We start from the raw sequence: 14,969 nt of genomic DNA on the forward strand, positions 1-14,969 counted from the left end.
TGAGGAATCACGGCGTGATCGAGATCGAGACGTACCTGAGGGATTCGGGCGGCAAGTTCGTGCAGGTCGATGCTTGCACCGCACGCCCAGCTGATGCCGACTACGTCGAGGGTGCGATGCGAATCGCCATCCACGGAGTTGAGATCATCGGGATCAGTGAATGGGATTATGTTGACCAGCTGTGGGCATACATGGCCAGCATGGTCCCGCAACTCTTGGCCGCGGGGTACGCGTCGACTTATTTCCCGGATCAGCCGATTGAGCTCTCTTTTCGACGGCAAGGGTCTCAGGTTCTCGTTTCGGCGAAATCGGGCGACGGCGCGAAGAGGGCGAGCGTTTCAGCGTCTGATTTCGTGGCGGCGCTGAGGGGTGCGGGAGCGGCGTTCTTCGGCAAGATGTCGGAGCTTCTCCCGGAGAACGCGGACTCCTATTCGGAGTCTCGTCGCGAATTGTTGTCGTGAATTGACTCGACGCTGAGAGGCCCCGCCAGAGCCGACTCTGGCGGGGCCTCTCGCCGTCTTGACGACAGTAGCTGACGGCAACGTCAGTGGACGAGCGCGTTGCAGGGTGGCGGTTCATCGCCGTCGGAGCGCGCCGTCTCGGTGGTCTCCGGGCTACCGAGCGCGGTGCCGAGGGTGTCGATGACGTCGCGCTGGAGGCGGAGCCGGACGTGGGCATAGACGGTGGCTGTGACGCCGATGTGGGCGTGGCCGAGGAGTTCCTTGATCACGACGAGTTCGACGCCCTGTTCCAAGAGCAGAGTGGTGGTCGAATGGCGGAGGTCGTGGAAGCGGATGCGGCGGAGGCCGGCCTTGCGGAGGAGCGTGGTGAAGGTGCGGGTGAGGTTGGTCGGGTCGATCGGTCGGCCCTGCGCAGTGGTGAACACGTGCCCGTCGTGCCGCCATGTGGTGCCTGCGGTCGCACGTTCGCGCTGCTGCTGATCGTGGTGGAGCTTCAGCGAGTGGCGGCAGAGGGTGGGGAGGGCGATGCGGCGTTCGGAGGCCCGGGTCTTGGTGGGCAGTGTGGTGAGCCCGCCTGCGGCGGTGCGCTGAAGGGTGCGGCGGATGGCGGCGGTGCCCGCGTCGAGGTCGAGGTCTTCCCAGTGCAGGCCGAGGAGTTCGCCCTTGCGGAGTCCGGTGTGGAGGGCGAGTTCGAACAGCGCGTGCAACCGGTGTCCGCGCGTGGCCGCGAGGAGTCGGCGGGCTTCGTCGGTGGTGAGGGGGTCGAAGCGGTGGGGTACCGGTGCGGTAATTGCGAGAACGGCTTGGCCGTCTGTGCCACGTCGTGGGGCGTGGCCCTTCGTCGCTCGGCGGGAGGCATGTGCCGTTTTGAAAAGCGGGAGCATCTCGGCCCGCGGTGTTCACGTTCCGCTCATCTGAGTGCGCGAGTTACATCCGCCAGGCGGATGTTCACTCTTTTCGGCAAGGTGAGGGGGCATGGGTTCCCGGAGAGATCGTGTCCCGCCGGGTGATGCAGCCGGTCACGTACGGGGAATGTGCGGGGCACCGCCACATCGGCGCGGTCCAGGGCCGCCGACAGTGCTGACGGCAGGTAGGCCGCCCGCGATGCCGGCGGTGCTCACCCTCGAAGCGGGGCACGATTCGAGGCGCAGCCGCCCGCTCGGTGCGCCCCACCCACCGGTTGTTCGCCACTGATCTCTCCCCGCGTGCAGGCGAGGCGCGGGCGCGCTGCCCATCCCGCCGGCCTCGCAGGTGTGCCTGGCCACCCGTTCTTCCGTGCCGCTCGCTCGCTTCTTCCCCGTGCTGGAGCGAGCCGAGTCAAGGATGGGCCGCAGGTCCATCGCCGAAGGCGACGCGGAGCGTCCTTTACTCGGATCGTGGAAGCACGACACTGACAAAGAAGCGAGTGGCCCAGTGGTCACTTGATGATGTGCGTGAGGAAGACGGCCCACGTGGTCGGGGAGAGGTCGAGCTGGGGGCCGGACGTCGTCTTTGAGTCGCGTATGAGGACGGCGGCGGGAGTGGTGGCCACTTCGACGCAGTTGGAGGCGTCGGGGCTGTAGGAGGACTTGCGCCATTGGTGATCGGGCATAGTGACTCTCAGGTCTCCTGGGCGATGTGGTGGATCAGGTCGCGGGACTTGGCAGGCTTGAGGGCGTTCGACTCCATGCGGTCGAGCACTGAACGGTACTTGTTCAACTGGGCTTCTGCGTCCAGGAATTCGCACCCGTGGTGGGTGTCCAGCTGCACGGTGTCGAGCTGTGGGACAGGACCCAGCAGGTAGTCGATCGACTGTCCCGTTCCCGGGAAGGAACCCTTGCCGAACGGGATGATCCGAACGGTGACGTGTTCCAGTTCGCTCATGTCCAGCAGGTGCCGGAGTTGGGCGCGGACGGTCGTGGAGCCGCCGTACCCCATGTGCAGGGCGGACTCGTGGATCACCGCCGTATAGGGAGGCGGGTCCTCGCGATGAAGGATGCCTTGGCGCTTGATGCGGTGGGTCACGCGGTGCTCGATCTCGTACTGCCGCAGCGGCGGTACCGCTTCGCAGAAGAGCGCGCGGGCGTGGTCCGTGGTCTGTAGCAGCGCCGGGATGTGGACGACCAGCGCCACACGCAGGGCTGCCGCGTGGTGCTCCAGTTCGGCGAGGTCGATGAGGCCCACCGGAAGGTGTTCGCGGTACTCCTCCCACCAGCCTCGCGACCGCCGCCCGGTCATCGCGGCCAACGCGTCTACCAGCGCGGTGTCGGAACAGGCGTAGGCGTGTGCCATGGAGTGGATCCGGTCGGCGCTGACGGGTGTGCGGCCCGTCTCGATCATGCTGATGCGCGCTTGGTTGACGCCGAGCAGTTCACCGGCGCCGGTCGCGGTGAGGCCGGCCCGTTCACGGAGCTTGCGCAGCTCAGCGCCCAGTCTCCGCTGCCGCAGCGTCGGATTGTTCGTGGGCGGCAAAGTGTGTCCCTCCCGGCCGCGAGGCGGCGCGTTTCTCCCTCACACGAGTGAAGCATGGATGGTTTCCGCTGGTTTCGTAGGAACCATCTAACCATCGGTTCTACGGTGGTCACACAACGCTCGACCGTCTACTCCGGGAGCCGGAAGTGCACCGCGAACTGCGGCACCGCCACCGCCCGACGGAGTCGTTGAGCGACTCCAAGTTCTCTTCAACTCCCCGGAGACAACCATGGTCACCGTAGCCCCGCCCCACCCCTGGGTGTACGCCCTTCGCCTCCCCCATGACCCCCGCGCGGTACGCGTCGCACGCATGACGGTGCGGGCGGCGCTCGACGGGCACGGCAGGCAGGACGCCCTCGATGTCGTGGAGTTGTTGACGTCGGAGCTGGTCACCAACGCCTACCTGCACACCAAGGGGCCCGCCTCCCTGCGGCTCACGGGGCTGAGTGACGGCCGGCTGCGGGTCGGGGTGTGGGACGGCGACCCGTACATCCCCGCCCCGTTCAGTGGGTCCGGCGAGGACTTCGTACCGCTCGCTCCGCCCGACGCCGGGTCCGGACGTGGGCTGCGCCTCGTGCAGGAGTGCGCCGACTCGTGGGGCGGTTGGGCTCTCGAGGACAGTGCGCCGGGGCGAGGGGCCGGGAAGCTGCTCTGGTTCGAGGTGGGCGGGCGTGCAAAACTGCCCCTGTTGCGGAAGTGAACAGAGGTACCAGGGGGCGAGGGCGGATGAGCAAGCGGCAGACGCGGAAGATGCTGCAGCTGATGGCGAGCGGGGAGCCGGTCGAGCTCACCAGCGCGATGGCGTCCGTGAAGAAGCTCGCCCGACTCGCCTTCACAGCCCAGCAGTTCGGGTACGAGTACGCGGACGTGCGGCAGGGCGGCGGGAACAACAGCCAGCTGAAGATGCTGATCGTGCCCGATCACAGTCCGCAGGCCCGCGCCCGTGCCGCGCAGAACTGGGCGCAGTACCCGAACGCCGGCGACGGGGTCTCCCTGCCGCCGCTCGTGCCGGACGCCTTCGAGCTCCTCAAGGCCCGCATCAACTTCGACCTCACCGGGAAGAGCGCCGAGAAGCGGATGGGGTACGGCGCCCTCGGTGTCTCCATCGGCTGCGTGGTCATCGCCTTCCAGATGGGCGGCACGTCCTCCGGTTTCGTCATCGCGGCCGTCATCTGGCTGGCCCTCATGGCCGTCTTCGGTATCGGCTTCGTCGTCACCCGCAAGCGCAACGCGAAGTTCGCGGCCCGGCTGCAGGCGGCCGGCTTCGCCCCGGTGACGGACGAGACGGGCCGGGTGCGCTACCTGCCGCCGGGCGGGCAGCGGCCGGGGCAGCAGCACGGCAACCCCTTCGGAGGCGGCCCGTACGGGGCCCAGGCCCCGGGGATGTCCGCGCCGGTGCCGGGGTACGGCTACCAGCCCCCTCAGCCCTCGATGCCGTACGGCCAGCCGGCGGCCCAGGCCCCCGGCCCCTACGCCCAGCCCCAGCCCCAGCCCCAGCCCCCATACGGTCAGCCCGCCCAGCCCCCCTACCCCCAGCAGAACCCCCACTGGCAGCCCCCGCAGCGCTGAAACCGCCGTACCTCTCACCTGGTCCCCGCCCCGGGTGAGCGCAACGTTCCCTCCCGGTCACCGCCTGCCACAGCGACGAAACGACCCCTCCCTACCTTCGGGATCAGCCCCTCGCGGCACCGCCCGCGCCCCCGGAGAGCAGTGGAGGCCTCATGACAGCCCGCAGCGGCCGCTGGATTCAGGAGTGGGACCCGGAGGACGAGACCTTCTGGAACCGCGGCGGAGAGAAGATCGCCCGCCGTAATCTCCTCTTCTCCGTGCTGTCCGAGCACATCGGGTTCTCGGTCTGGACGATGTGGTCCGTGCTGGTGCTCTTCATGGGCCCGGAGTACGGGCTGACGCCCGCCGACAAGTTCCTGCTGACGTCCATGGTCACGCTGGTCGGCGCCGTGGTCCGGGTGCCGTACACCTTCGCCGTCGCCGTCTTCGGCGGACGGAACTGGACGGTGATCAGCGCGGCGCTGCTGCTCGTGCCCACCGTCGCCGCGTTCGCCGTGATGGAGCCGGGGACGTCCTTCTCCACCTTCCTCCTCGTCGGTCTGCTGGCCGGGATCGGCGGCGGCAACTTCGCCTCCTCCATGACCAACATCAACGCCTTCTTCCCGCTCAGGAAGAAGGGCTGGGCGCTCGGGCTGAACGCCGGCGGCGGCAACATCGGCGTCCCGGTGATCCAGCTCACCGCCCTCGCCATCATCGGCGCGAGCGGCGGGCCGCGCGTGCTGCTCGGCATCTACATCCCGCTGATCGTCGTCGCCGCCGTGCTCGCCGCGCGGTACATGGACAACCTGGCCTCGGTGAAGAACGACACCGGTGCCGCCAAGGACGCCGCCAGGGAAGCGCACACCTGGATCATGTCCTTCCTCTACATCGGCACCTTCGGCTCGTTCATCGGCTACAGCTTCGCCTTCGGACAGGTGCTGCAGAGCCAGTTCGACCGCACCCCGCTCGAAGCCGCGTACGTCACCTTCATCGGCCCGCTGCTCGGCTCCCTGATCCGCCCGGTGGGCGGCTCGCTCGCCGACCGGTACGGCGGCGCGCGGATCACGCTGTGGAACTTCGTCGCCATGGGCGCGGCGACGGTGGTGCTGATCGTCGCCTCCACGCAGAAGTCGCTCGCGCTGTTCACCGTCGCCTTCGTGGTGCTGTTCGTGCTGACCGGCCTCGGCAACGGGTCGACGTACAAGATGATCCCCGGCATCTTCCAGGCGAAGGCCCTGGCCAAGGGGCTCACGGGTGAGGAGGCGGCCGCGTACGGGCGGCGGCTGTCCGGGGCGTCCATGGGGCTGATCGGCGCGGTGGGCGCGCTCGGCGGGGTCGGCATCAACCTGGCCTTCCGCCAGTCCTTCCTCTCCTACGGCTCCGGCACCGGCGCGTTCGTCGTCTTCCTCGCCTGTTACGCGGTCTGCTTCGCGGTCACCTGGGCCGTATACCTGCGCCGCCCGGCGGCCCGGCCCACGGACACGGACGCCACTCCGCAGGAGAAGCCGCAGCTCAGCTACGCCGACGTGTGACGCGAAGTGACGTAACACTGGTGACATGAAGCCGAACCGAGCCTGTCATGGATCGTTGACAGGCTCGATCGGCATGGAGGTGGAGCCGCACTTCCGCGCAGGACGCACCTCCCCGCAGTACACCGACTCGAGCCGGGACGAGAGCCATGTACGACGAACAAGAGCAGCCACCGGAACACGGGCCCCTCGCGGGGTTCACCGTGGGGGTGACCGCGGCGCGGCGGGCCGACGAGCTGGGCGCGCTCCTTGAGCGGCGCGGAGCCGCCGTGCTGCACGCCCCCGCCCTGCGGATCGTGCCGCTCGCCGACGACAGCGAACTGCTGGCCGCCACCAAGGACATCATCGGGCAGGCCCCGGACATCGCGGTCGCCACCACCGCCATCGGGTTCCGGGGCTGGGTGGAGGCCGCCGACGGCTGGGGGCTGGGCGAGGACCTGCTGGCGCGGCTGCGCGGAGTGCGGATCCTGGCGCGCGGGCCCAAGGTGAAGGGCGCGATCCGGGCCGCCGGACTGACCGAGGAGTGGTCGCCGGCGTCGGAGTCCATGGCGGAGGTGCTCGACCGGCTCCTGGAGGAGGGCGTCGACGGACTGCGGATCGCCGTACAGCTCCACGGTGAGCCGCTGCCCGGGTTCGTGGAGTCGCTGCGGGCCGGGGGAGCGGAGGTGGTGGGGGTGCCGGTCTACCGGTGGCTGCCGCCGGAGGACCTCGGCCCCGTCGACCGCCTCATCGACGCGAGTATCACCCGCACCCTGGACGCGGTCACATTCACCAGCGCGCCCGCCGCCGTGTCCCTGCTGTCCCGCGCGGAGGAACGCGGACTGCTCGACGACCTGCTCGCCGCGCTCGGCCACGACGTGCTGTCCGCCTGCGTCGGCCCGGTCACCGCGCTGCCGTTGCAGGCCCGCGGAATCGACACGGTGCAGCCCGAACGCTTCCGGCTCGGCCCGCTGGTCCAGCTCCTCTGCCGGGAACTGCCCGCGCGGGCGCGTGCGTTGCCCGTCGCCGGGCACCGGGTGGAGATCCGGGGGCACGCGGTGCTGGTGGACGGCGCGCTCCGGCCCGTACCGCCGGCCGGGATGTCGCTGCTGCGGGCGCTGTCCCGGCGGCCCGGCTGGGTCGTCTCCCGCGCGGAGCTGCTGCGCGCCCTTCCGGGCGCGGGCCGCGACGAACACGCGGTGGAGACCGCCATGGCCCGCCTGCGCTCCGCCCTCGGCACCCCGAAGCTGATCCAGACGGTCGTCAAACGCGGCTACCGCCTCGCCCTGGACCCGGTGGCGGAGTCGAAGTACGGGGAGGGCTGAGCGCGGCGCGAGGGGTTCCGGCGGTCGGGGCGGGCAGGCACTGTGGGAGGGGAACGGCTTCCCGGATCGCTCACCGGCCCCCCTCGCGCGGGGCCAACCTAGGCGGTGGCAGGAACATGGCACTGGGTACGGTCACGGCGGCCTCCTACGAGCTGCGGTTCGACACCGGGCGGGTCTGCCTGGATCTGCTCGCGACCACCCATCCCGTGGAACGGCTCGGCTCCGTGGAGGTGCTGCGCGCCTGGATCACCGGGGCCGGGCTCGTGCCCGCGGGCACCGCGCTCGCCCACGCCGACGCGTCCTGGCCGGTGGCCTTCCGCGAACTGCGCGGGTGGCTCGCCCCGTTGGTGCGTGGCCGTCCGGCGCCCGGTGTCCCCTCGTACGACCTCGCGCTCGCCCGGATCAACGAACTGGCCCGTGCCGCGCCGCCGGTGCCCCGCGCGGTACCCGGTGAGGACGGCGTGCTGGTGCGCCGCCTCGACGGCCCGCCCGGCCGCGCGGCGCTGCTCGCGGCCGTCGCGCGGGACGCGGTGGAGTTGCTCACCGACCCTGTCGCGCTCGGGAGCCTGCGGCAGTGCGAGGGCGACAACTGCCCGATCGTGTACGTCGACACCTCCCGGGGGCGCAGGCGGCGCTGGTGCTCCAGCGAGGTCTGCGGCAACCGGGAGCGGGTCGCCCGCCACCGCCGGCGCGCGGCACTCGCGCGGACCTGAGGGCCTCCCGCGTGGTTCACGAAGGGACGGTCGGAGCACCGCCCGTGAAAGGGCGCCGAAGCGCCTCCCGCGGAAGAGCGTCGAAGTGACGTCGGTTACACCACAGTTCATCGCCCTTGCATGGTGATCGGCATCACACCTGTGTCGTTGTGTCGGAAATGTAAAGAAGTGACGGGGGGATTGTGGGCTCATGTCCCGGTCGTCACCCGACCTCGGGGAAAACTGTCATCTCGCTTTGAACACGCGCCCCCTGACGTCCGTACCGGTTGTCGAGCGACCGACTGGGGGATCCCCCGGACACCGGAGGTGGGCGTGCGCAAGGATGCGGCCGTGGCCAATGAACGTGGAGCGAGGGCCCGACATCGCATGTCCTCACAGCCCTCGGAACCAGACGAGGAGCTGATGCGCGCGCTGTACCGCGAGCACGCCGGACCTCTGCTGGCCTACGTCCTGCGGCTGGTCGCCGGAGACCGGCAGCGCGCCGAGGACGTCGTTCAGGAAACGCTCATCCGTGCCTGGAAGAACGCCGGTCAGCTCAATCGGGCGACCGGTTCGGTACGCCCCTGGCTGGTGACGGTCGCCCGGCGCATCGTCATCGACGGCCACCGCAGCCGGCAGGCCCGGCCGCAGGAGGTCGATCCGTCGCCGCTGGAGGTCATCCCCGCGGAGGACGAGATCGACAAGGCGCTGTGGCTGATGACGCTGTCGGACGCGCTCGACGACCTGACCCCGGCTCACCGGGAGGTACTCGTCGAGACGTACTTCAAGGGGCGTACCGTCAATGAGGCGGCGCAGACACTCGGCATACCCAGCGGCACCGTCCGCTCCCGGGTCTTCTACGCCCTGCGGTCGATGAAGCTGGCTCTGGAGGAGCGGGGGGTGACGGCGTGACGAGGGTCTACGGGGGATACGGAGAGGGCGGCACGGGTATGTCTGGTCCCATGCAGGGATCACCGGCGCCGAACGAACACGAGACCGTCGGCGCCTACGCCCTCGGCATCCTCGACGATGCCGAGGCGACCGCCTTCGAGGCGCACCTCGCGACCTGCGAGTGGTGCGCCCAGCAGCTCGACGAGCTCGCCGGCATGGAACCGATGCTGGCCGCGCTCGCGGACCTGCCCGGTACCGGGACGCCCGCGCTGGGCGAGTCGTTGTCCGCCAGGCCCTCCCCGCGCGTGGTGGAGAAGCTGGTCGACGAGGTGGCCGAGCGCCGAGCGCGGAAGCGCCGCCGCAACTTCTACATGGTGGCAGCCGCCGGCGCGCTGATCGTCAGCGGGCCGTTCGTGGCCGTCGCGGCCAGCGGCGGGGGCGACGAAGGGGGTGGTGGGAGCGGTACCAACCAGACGCTCGCGGCCAACCCCGCCAAGGAGGCCTTCGACAAGAGCTCCGACAAGATCATGGCGACCGATCCCACCACCCAGGTCACCGCGACGGTGGCCCTGGAGGAGAAGCTCTGGGGCACCGGGATCGTCACGGAGCTGAAGAACGTCAAGGGCCCGCAGAAGTGCTCGCTCGTCGCCGTCGGCAAGAACGGCGAGCGCGAGACGGTGAACTCCTGGTCCGTGCCCGGCGAGGGATACGGCCTGCCCGACGCCAAGACGGACAAGGCCAAGCAGCCCCTGTACGTCCAGGGCGGCGCCGCCTTCGCGCCGAACGAGATCGACCACTTCCAGATCATGACCTTCGACGGCAAGCTGCTCGTCGAGGTCGACGCGTAGGGCCCGCCCGGCGGATCCGGCCGGAGGAGAACCGCGGTTTCGGCCGGCACCGCTCGCGGGGGCGACCCCGTCGCCCCCGCGCGAGCACGGCCGGGAGTGGGGGTCGTCGGCGACCGGCGACGACGCGGCCGGGGTTCCCCTCCGGAGGGAGTGCGTGCCGGGCCCCGCGCCCTCTGCGGGATCCGCGAGGGGGGCCCGTAGCCGACCGGGGTCCCCTTCGCGTACGGTTGACGGCTGCCCAGCACGTCAGAAGGGGGCCCGGTGGCCGCTCAGGCTCAACAGGAAACCGCGGTCGATCCGGTTCACGACTCCGTTCGCGACCGGGAGATCCGAGTCGAACAGGAACACCTCGACCGGGTGTACCTGCGCCTCGAGGAGAAGATCCACGAGGCCGAGTTCCTCATGCGCGACGCCGCCCGGCGCGGCCAGGTCGGCACGCCCGGCGCCCTCGCCGAACGGGACGCCCAGGTCTTCCGGGCCGGCATCCACCTCAACCGGCTGAACAACGAGTACGAGGACTTCCTCTTCGGCCGGATCGACCTGCTGCCCGGCAAGGACGGCAAGAAGGGCCCCGACGGCGCGTACACCGCCGTGGAGCCCGCGGAGGGCGCCGTACGCCCGGACAACACCGCCGACATCGCCGAGACCCTGCACATCGGCCGCATCGGCGTCCTGGACGAGGACTACGCCCCGCTGGTCATCGACTGGCGGGCGCCGGCCGCCGCCCCCTTCTACCGCTCCACCCCGGTCGACCCCGGCCGGGTCGTGCGGCGCCGCGTCATCCGTTCCAAGGGCCGCCGGGTCCAGAGCGTCGAGGACGACCTGATGCGCCCCGAGCTGACGGCGTCCCTGGACGGCCGCGAGCTGCCCGTGATCGGCGACGGCGCCCTGATGGCCGCGCTCGGCCAGGCCCGTACGCACACCATGCGGGACATCGTGGCGTCCATCCAGGCCGAGCAGGACCTGGTGATCCGCGCCCCCGCCGCCTCCGTGACCTACGTGGAGGGCGGCCCCGGCACCGGCAAGACCGCCGTCGCCCTGCACCGCGCGGCCTACCTCCTCTACCAGGACCGGCGCCGGTACGCGGGCGGCATCCTCATCGTCTCGCCCACCCCGCTCCTCGTCGCCTACACCGAGGGCGTGCTGCCCTCGCTCGGCGAGGAGGGCCAGGTCGCCATCCGCGCCATCGGCTCGCTGGTCGACGGCGCCGAGGCCACGCTGTACGACTCCCCGTCGGTGGCCCGCGCCAAGGGCTCGTACCGCATGCTGAAGGTGCTGCGGAAGGCCGCGCGCGGAGCGCTGGAGCGACACGACGCACCGCAGCGGCTGCGGGTCGTCGCCTTCGGACGGCGCCTGGAACTGGAGGCGGAGGAACTGGCGGGCATCCGTCGCACCGCCCTCGGCGGCACCGCCCCGGTCAACCTGCTGCGCCCCCGCGCCCGCAAGCTGCTCCTGGACGCCCTGTGGGAGCGCTCCGGCGCCGGGAACCGGCACACCGACCCACAGCTCGCCGCCGAGCTGCGCTCCTCCTTCGACGAGGACGTCACCACCGAGGACGACTTCATCGCCTTCCTCGACGCCTGGTGGCCCGAGCTGACCCCGGCGGCCGTCCTGGACGCCATGGCCGACGAGCGGCGCCTCGGCCGCTGGGCCCGGCGGATCCTCAACCCGGGCGAGGTCCGCAAGGTCGCCCGCGCGCTGAAGCGCGACGGGCGCTCCGTGCACGACATCGCGATGCTCGACGAGCTCCAGGCGATCCTCGGGGCCCCGGCCCGCCCCCGCAGGAAGCGCGAGCTCGACCCGCTGGACCAGCTCACCGGCCTGGAGGAGCTGATGCCGGTGCGCGAGGAGACGCAGCGGGAGCGGGCCGAGCGGCTCGCCCAGGAGCGCGTCGAGTACGCGCACGTCATCGTCGACGAGGCGCAGGACCTCACCCCGATGCAGTGGCGCATGGTCGGCCGCCGCGGCCGGCACGCCACCTGGACGGTCGTGGGCGACCCGGCCCAGTCCTCCTGGTCCGACCCCGACGAGGCCGCCCAGGCCCGCGACGAGGCCCTCGGCACCCGCCCGCGCCGCCGCTTCGAGCTCACCGTGAACTACCGCAACCCCGCCGAGATCGCCGAACTGGCGTCGAAGGTGCTCGCCCTCGCCATGCCGGGGTCGCGGTCGCCGAGGGCGGTGCGCTCCACCGGCGTCGAGCCGCGCTTCTCCGTCACGGAGGGCCCGCTGGGCGAGACCGTGCGCGCGGAGGCGGCCCGGCTGCTGGAGCGCGTGGACGGCACCGTCGGCGTGGTCGTCGCCATGCAGCGCCGCGAGGAGGCCCGGCGCTGGCTCGACGGGCTCGGCGACCGCGTGGTGGCGCTCGGCAGCCTGGAGGCCAAGGGCCTGGAGTACGACGCGACGATCGTCGTCTCCCCCGCGGAGATCGCCGACGAGTCCCCGGCCGGCCTGCGGGTCCTGTACGTCGCCCTGACCCGGGCCACGCAGCAGCTCACCGTGGTCTCGGCGGAGCGCGACGAGCCGGACGCGGCCGGGGTGCCGGATCTGCTGAGGGACTGAGAGGTGCTCCGGGGCACTCGGGAAAACCGGTTGCGCCACGGGAATGGCCATACCGGATCCGTTTGTTAGCCTGGGTGTGGCACCGGCCCGATCCAAGCCCCCGGGCCCAACCTTAGTCGCTTCGAGCGACCACTTGCCGCGAGGCGAGCATGGCGGGTCGGTGTCACTCAAGCGTTCGAGAGGTCCACGTCACGGCGGGTGACGTGGACCTCTTCTTTGTGACATGCGCCTCTCCCGTCGTCCGGATTCCTCTCGTGCGGTGGAAGAAATCCTCCGCCGGACGGCACGATCCGATGAACAAAACGTCCGCAATCCGGGGCGGCTACCGCGTACTCGGGGGTAGGTGCGACGATCGGACCGCACGTTCAGCGACACGGTAAAAGCAGAGGAAGTCGGCCATGGCAACGGCGCCCAGCGTCTCCTACTCGATGACGATCCGGCTGGAGGTGCCCGCGAGCGGAACCGCCGTATCGCAGCTCACCACCGCCGTGGAGTCCTCCGGAGGCTCGGTGACCGGCCTCGACGTCACCGCGTCCGGCCACGAGAAGCTCCGTATCGACGTCACCATCGCGGCCTCCTCCACCGCGCACGCCGACGAGATCGTCGAGGAGCTGCGCGGCATCGAGGGCGTCACCCTGGGCAAGGTCTCCGACCGTACGTTCCTGATGCACCTCGGCGGCAAGATCGAGATGGCGTCGAAGCACCCCATCCGCAACCGTGACGACCTGTCCATGATTTACACGCCCGGTGTGGCCCGCGTGTGCATGGCGATCGCGGAGAACCCCGAGGACGCCCGCCGCCTGACCATCAAGCGCAACTCCGTTGCGGTCGTGACGGACGGCTCCGCCGTGCTGGGCCTGGGCAACATCGGCCCGAAGGCCGCGCTGCCGGTGATGGAGGGCAAGGCGGCCCTGTTCAAGCGGTTCGCCGGCATCGACGCCTGGCCGATCTGCCTGGACACCCAGGACACCGACGCGATCGTCGAGATCGTCAAGGCCATCGCCCCCGGCTTCGCCGGCATCAACCTGGAGGACATCTCCGCCCCCCGCTGCTTCGAGATCGAGGCGCGGCTGCGGGAGGCCCTGGACATCCCCGTCTTCCACGACGACCAGCACGGCACCGCGATCGTCGTCCTCGCGGCCCTGACCAACGCCCTGCGGGTCACCGGCAAGGCCATCGAGAACATCCGCGTCGTGATGTCCGGCGCGGGCGCCGCCGGTACGGCCATCCTGAAGCTGCTGATCGCCGCGGGCGTGAAGAACGCCGTGGTGGCCGACATCCACGGCGTCGTGCACGCCGGCCGCGCCGACCTCGTCGACGCCGCCCCCGGCTCCGCGCTGCGCTGGATCGCCGACAACACCAACCCCGAGAACCTCACCGGCACCCTGAAGGAGGCCGTGCGCGGCGCGGACGTCTTCATCGGCGTCTCCGCCCCGAACGTCCTCGACGGCGACGACGTGTCCGCGATGGCCGAGGACGCGATCGTGTTCGCGCTCGCGAACCCCGACCCCGAGGTGGACCCGGCAATCGCCCGCCAGACGGCGGCCGTTGTGGCCACCGGCCGCAGCGACTTCCCCAACCAGATCAACAACGTGCTGGTCTTCCCGGGCGTCTTCCGCGGCCTGCTCGACGCCCAGTCCCGCACCGTCAACACCGAGATGATGCTGGCCGCCGCCAAGGCCCTCGCCGACGTGGTGACCGAGGACGAGCTCAACCCGAACTACATCATCCCCAGCGTCTTCAACGACAAGGTCGCGGGCGCCGTCGCCGGCGCGGTGCGCGACGCGGCGAAGGCGGCGGGGGCGTCGGCCTCGTAGGGCACGTGGACGCCATGAGGGCTGTGAGGATCGCCACGGCCGGTTGGAACCGGCGCGTCGGGGCACCCGAAGATCCTGGCCGCCCTCTATGGTGGCGGCCGGGCCGTGGCGCTCTTCGTGTGACTCCCCGGGGTGTTCTCACGACTCCTGCGGGTGCCGGATTGGCATTACCGCCGCAGGTAGAGGCAGGATGCGTCCCTGGGCGCGAGGGTCCGACGAGGGACCCGGGTCCGGGGACCCACCGAGGAACCTGGCAGCATCGGCTTGGCCGTGCCCGACATGCGGCTCCGCCGCGTGGCACGCCTCAACGGCAAGAAGAACACGGGAGTAACAACATGAACCGCAGTGAGCTGGTGGCCGCGCTGGCCGACCGCGCCGAGGTGACCCGCAAGGACGCCGACGCCGTGCTGGCCGCGTTCGCCGAGGTCGTCGGCGACATCGTCTCCAAGGGCGACGAGAAGGTCACCGTCCCCGGCTTCCTGACCTTCGAGCGCACCCACCGGGCCGCGCGCACCGCGCGCAACCCGCAGACCGGTGAGCCGATTCAGATTCCGGCGGGGTACAGCGTGAAGGTGTCGGCGGGCTCGAAGCTGAAGGAAGCCGCCAAGGGCAAGTGACCTTGCCTTTTTAAGAGCGTCGTGGGCAACTGCGGGCCGGCTGTGGCCGGTCGCGCAGTTCCCCGCGCCCCTTTGGGGCGCTCTCGCTTACGCCGATGGGGCGGTCACCCGAACTCGGGTGACCGCCCCATCGGCATGCGTGTGACGGCTTGTGCTACCCCAGGGCCTTGCCCGGGAGTTCCACCTTCGCGCCCAGTTCCACGAGCTTTTCCATGCTGTGTCCTTCCGGGGGGGCGACCCCCGGACCCCCAG

Annotated in this window: 13 protein-coding genes and 1 pseudogene; 11 read left to right on the forward strand and 3 right to left on the reverse strand. The window is 70.6% G+C overall.

Annotated elements, in window-relative coordinates:
- Positions 1–14 precede the first annotated feature (14 nt).
- The gene (locus ACF1DX_RS00180) at positions 15–461 is read left to right on the forward strand and encodes a hypothetical protein (protein ID WP_391789003.1); all 447 of its coding nucleotides are present in this window, start codon (positions 15–17) and stop codon (positions 459–461) included.
- Positions 462–544: 83 nt separating this feature from the next.
- Here ACF1DX_RS00180 and ACF1DX_RS00185 read toward each other — a convergent pair.
- From ACF1DX_RS00185 to ACF1DX_RS00195, 3 genes and pseudogenes are all read right to left on the reverse strand, one after another.
- A pseudogene (locus ACF1DX_RS00185) lies at positions 545–1,243 on the reverse strand (site-specific integrase); the annotation flags it as partial.
- 635 nt (positions 1,244–1,878) lie between these two features.
- The gene (locus ACF1DX_RS00190; RefSeq protein WP_391789004.1) at positions 1,879–2,052 is read right to left on the reverse strand and encodes a DUF397 domain-containing protein; all 174 of its coding nucleotides are present in this window, start codon (positions 2,050–2,052) and stop codon (positions 1,879–1,881) included.
- Positions 2,053–2,060: 8 nt separating this feature from the next.
- Positions 2,061–2,912 (reverse strand): helix-turn-helix domain-containing protein, encoded by an 852-nt coding sequence (locus ACF1DX_RS00195; RefSeq protein WP_391789005.1) that lies wholly within the window; start codon positions 2,910–2,912, stop codon positions 2,061–2,063.
- Positions 2,913–3,141: 229 nt separating this feature from the next.
- Between ACF1DX_RS00195 and ACF1DX_RS00200 the strand changes: the two genes are divergently transcribed.
- The 10 genes from ACF1DX_RS00200 (at position 3,142) to ACF1DX_RS00245 (ending at position 14,717) form a co-directional block, all read left to right on the forward strand.
- On the forward strand, positions 3,142–3,612 hold the full coding sequence (locus ACF1DX_RS00200) for an ATP-binding protein (protein WP_391789006.1): 471 nt from the start codon (positions 3,142–3,144) through the stop codon (positions 3,610–3,612).
- A gap of 26 nt (positions 3,613–3,638) precedes the next feature.
- Positions 3,639–4,481 (forward strand): hypothetical protein, encoded by an 843-nt coding sequence (locus tag ACF1DX_RS00205; protein WP_391789007.1) that lies wholly within the window; start codon positions 3,639–3,641, stop codon positions 4,479–4,481.
- A gap of 152 nt (positions 4,482–4,633) precedes the next feature.
- Positions 4,634–5,992: a nitrate/nitrite transporter gene (locus ACF1DX_RS00210; RefSeq protein ID WP_391789008.1), complete on the forward strand. Its 1,359-nt coding sequence runs from the start codon at positions 4,634–4,636 to the stop codon at positions 5,990–5,992.
- A 146-nt stretch (positions 5,993–6,138) separates the two neighbouring features.
- Positions 6,139–7,293, forward strand: a complete 1,155-nt coding sequence (locus ACF1DX_RS00215) for a uroporphyrinogen-III synthase (RefSeq protein WP_391789009.1) — start codon at positions 6,139–6,141, stop codon at positions 7,291–7,293.
- A 116-nt stretch (positions 7,294–7,409) separates the two neighbouring features.
- Entirely contained in the window at positions 7,410–8,006 is a 597-nt protein-coding gene (locus ACF1DX_RS00220; protein ID WP_391789010.1) for a CGNR zinc finger domain-containing protein, read from the forward strand.
- Positions 8,007–8,312: 306 nt separating this feature from the next.
- Positions 8,313–8,897, forward strand: coding sequence for a sigma-70 family RNA polymerase sigma factor (locus ACF1DX_RS00225; RefSeq protein WP_004930798.1), 585 nt, complete (start codon positions 8,313–8,315; stop codon positions 8,895–8,897).
- A 50-nt stretch (positions 8,898–8,947) separates the two neighbouring features.
- Entirely contained in the window at positions 8,948–9,724 is a 777-nt protein-coding gene (locus tag ACF1DX_RS00230) for an anti-sigma factor family protein (protein WP_391789011.1), read from the forward strand.
- Positions 9,725–9,985: 261 nt separating this feature from the next.
- The gene (locus ACF1DX_RS00235; RefSeq protein ID WP_391789012.1) at positions 9,986–12,283 is read left to right on the forward strand and encodes a HelD family protein; all 2,298 of its coding nucleotides are present in this window, start codon (positions 9,986–9,988) and stop codon (positions 12,281–12,283) included.
- 398 nt (positions 12,284–12,681) lie between these two features.
- A complete protein-coding gene (locus ACF1DX_RS00240) occupies positions 12,682–14,100 on the forward strand; it encodes an NAD-dependent malic enzyme (protein ID WP_391789013.1) in 1,419 nt (472 codons plus the stop codon).
- A 335-nt stretch (positions 14,101–14,435) separates the two neighbouring features.
- Positions 14,436–14,717: an HU family DNA-binding protein gene (locus ACF1DX_RS00245; protein WP_004987462.1), complete on the forward strand. Its 282-nt coding sequence runs from the start codon at positions 14,436–14,438 to the stop codon at positions 14,715–14,717.
- Positions 14,718–14,969: the final 252 nt, after the last annotated feature.

Origin of the sequence: Streptomyces sp. NPDC014676 (assembly GCF_043084105.1) — a bacterium.
Taxonomy (GTDB): domain Bacteria; phylum Actinomycetota; class Actinomycetes; order Streptomycetales; family Streptomycetaceae; genus Streptomyces.

Coding starts and splice junctions, on each gene's coding strand:
- ACF1DX_RS00220 (WP_391789010.1), top strand. CDS start 7,410: ATGGCACTGGGTACGGTCACGGCGGCCTCCTACGAGCTGCGGTTCGAC.
- ACF1DX_RS00215 (WP_391789009.1), top strand. CDS start 6,139: ATGTACGACGAACAAGAGCAGCCACCGGAACACGGGCCCCTCGCGGGG.
- ACF1DX_RS00245 (WP_004987462.1), top strand. CDS start 14,436: ATGAACCGCAGTGAGCTGGTGGCCGCGCTGGCCGACCGCGCCGAGGTG.
- ACF1DX_RS00190 (WP_391789004.1), bottom strand. CDS start 2,052: ATGCCCGATCACCAATGGCGCAAGTCCTCCTACAGCCCCGACGCCTCC.
- ACF1DX_RS00240 (WP_391789013.1), top strand. CDS start 12,682: ATGGCAACGGCGCCCAGCGTCTCCTACTCGATGACGATCCGGCTGGAG.
- ACF1DX_RS00200 (WP_391789006.1), top strand. CDS start 3,142: ATGGTCACCGTAGCCCCGCCCCACCCCTGGGTGTACGCCCTTCGCCTC.
- ACF1DX_RS00230 (WP_391789011.1), top strand. CDS start 8,948: ATGCAGGGATCACCGGCGCCGAACGAACACGAGACCGTCGGCGCCTAC.
- ACF1DX_RS00205 (WP_391789007.1), top strand. CDS start 3,639: ATGAGCAAGCGGCAGACGCGGAAGATGCTGCAGCTGATGGCGAGCGGG.
- ACF1DX_RS00210 (WP_391789008.1), top strand. CDS start 4,634: ATGACAGCCCGCAGCGGCCGCTGGATTCAGGAGTGGGACCCGGAGGAC.